Origin of the sequence: Bacillus sp. FSL E2-8868 (assembly GCF_038005505.1) — a bacterium.
GTDB lineage: Bacteria > Bacillota > Bacilli > Bacillales > Bacillaceae_G > Bacillus_A > Bacillus_A mycoides.
The window spans coordinates 1-2,386 of sequence record NZ_JBBOTI010000010.1 but is presented as its reverse complement, the minus strand read 5'-3'; the positions used below and the strand labels follow the sequence as shown (position 1 = coordinate 2,386).

Genomic DNA, 2,386 nt, shown 5'->3' with positions numbered 1-2,386 from the left:
TGAGAGTAGGACGTCGCCAAGCAACTTTAAGACGAGTCAGAATGACTCGTCTTTTTTGTGTTTTAAACTTCTTATCAGCCTCAAGTAAGTAATCCTTATTATTTTGATCCTCTCATATTCATTTTCTTTCATCATTTTTGATGTGTAGTTTAAGATTTTCTATTCTATTTTTTGTAGAAGCAATCTATCGGTGTGTTAAAATAGTACAGTTGTTTTTCGAGGTACTTTAATATAGGAAGATTTAAATTTTTTAAGGAGATAATATGAAGAAGATAGGTGTAATTACTATAGTGGTTTTAGTCCTTCTAGCAATTACTTATATGTTAGTCGGGAATTATTTTTATAATTATGCGTTGAATGCGAAACAAGAGAAAGAGTTTTTAGAGGATAATCCTCACTTAGTAGAAACTGTGAATGCATCGGGAGGTGTGTTTGCTACAAATGAAGAAAAGGATGCGAACTTTGTATCAAATCATAAACCTAATATACGAAACATAAATTCTTTCGATAAGTTGAAATTAACAGGTTATGAATATATGAATGAACAATCTAGCCATAAATGGGCAATTGTAGTTCATGGATATGATAGTAGGGCATCGAAAATGACGAAATATATCCGGAATTTTTATGAAGAAGGATATAACGTCATAGCGCCAGATCTTCGTGGGCATGGAAATAGTGAAGGTGATTATATAGGGATGGGCTGGCACGATCGTAAAGATATTTTGATTTGGATTCAACAAATTGTAAAGAAAGACCCTAATGCTGAAATAGCACTCTTTGGAGTTTCAATGGGGGGAGCAACTGTGATGATGACTTCAGGTGAAGAGTTACCCTCTAACGTTAAAGTTATTATTGAAGATTGTGGATACTCAACTGTTATTGGTGAATTTACTTATCAATTAAACGATTTATTCCACTTGCCGAAGTTTCCTGTTATGAATGCGGCAAATACAGTTACAAAATTAAGAGCTGGATATGATTTAGAAGAAGCTTCAGCTGTAAAACAAGTAGCGAAAAGTAAAACACCGATGCTATTTATTCATGGGGACGCTGATACATTCGTTCCTTATGAAATGTTAGATGAAGTATATAATGCTGCAAAAGTAGAAAAAGAGAAATTAATTGTTCCAGGTGCTGGACATGGAGAAGCCGAGAAGGTAGATTCGAATAAATATTGGAATACCATATGGGAGTTCGTGGGGAGATACATTCCAGCGTAATTAGATTGTTTTAGATTTGTATTTTGTATATACGATAATCAGAAGGAAATGTTTTTATACTTTTGATTATCGTTTTTTCTATTTAAAAACTCATTTTAGTTTGTAGTATATAAGGTTTGAAGCATAAATTTTTGAATTCCTTATTGCCAGTGCTACAATAATTGAAAACTACATGTTAATGAGGTGTTTCTATGAAAATTGAAGTATGGTCAGATTTTGTATGCCCATTTTGTTATATTGGGAAACGTAGATTAGAAATGGCTTTAGAGCAATTTCCGCATAAGAAAGATGTTGAAGTTGAGTTTAAAAGTTTTGAATTAGACCAAAATGCTCCAATCTATTCTGGAACAAGTATTAATGAAGTACTTGCATCAAAGTATGGGATTAGTATTGAAGAAGCTAAGCGTAATAATATACAACTAGGCAATCATGCAGCTAGTATGGGGTTAAGTTTTAATTTTGAAGAGATGAAGCCGACGAACACTTTTGATGCGCATCGTCTTGCCAAATTTGCAAAGGATCAAGGGAAAGAAAAAGAGATTACGGAAAATCTACTTTGTGCATATTTCACTGAATCGAAAAATTTAAGTGATGTGGATACGCTTGCTACTATTGCTGAAGCTTCAGGTTTAGATAAGCAAGAAGCTCTACATGTTATTAATGATAAAAGCGCATATGCAAATGATGTTAGAATTGATGAAGCGATTGCTCAGCAATATCAAATTTCGGGAGTTCCTTATTTTATTATTAATCAAAAGTATGCTATTTCAGGTGCGCAACCACTTGAAACTTTTGTTGGTGCACTTCAGCAAGTTTGGGAAGAAGAGAATCCTGCACCTAAGTTACAAGAGCTTTCTTCAGAGGGTGGAAGCGATATGTCTTGTACGGATGAAAGTTGTTCTGTACCTTCAAAAGAACAATAGTTTTTATGATGGAATAGCAACCCATAGAGTGTTTCATGGGTTGCTTATCTATTCTTATAGAAGAGGTATATAAATAGATAAATTAATAACGTAAATAGGATTTATAAAAAAATGAAGTTTTTTATAAAAACATATTGACGATTGTAGGTTAGAGGTGTAATATAGAACAAGTCGCTGATAGCAACAACGTAGAAAGCGACAAAAGAAATAAAAAAACTTGGTTGACATTGAAATATGAAA

The 2,386-nt window shown here is 33.2% G+C and carries 2 protein-coding genes; both read left to right on the top strand.

All coding sequences use genetic code 11. The features are described from left to right. The first annotated feature begins 263 nt into the window (after positions 1–263). Entirely contained in the window at positions 264–1,223 is a 960-nt protein-coding gene (locus NSS74_RS27900) for an alpha/beta hydrolase (RefSeq protein WP_215588685.1), read from the top strand. A gap of 191 nt (positions 1,224–1,414) precedes the next feature. Next, entirely contained in the window at positions 1,415–2,146 is a 732-nt protein-coding gene (locus NSS74_RS27895) for a DsbA family oxidoreductase (protein ID WP_002035454.1), read from the top strand. Positions 2,147–2,386 lie beyond the last annotated feature (240 nt).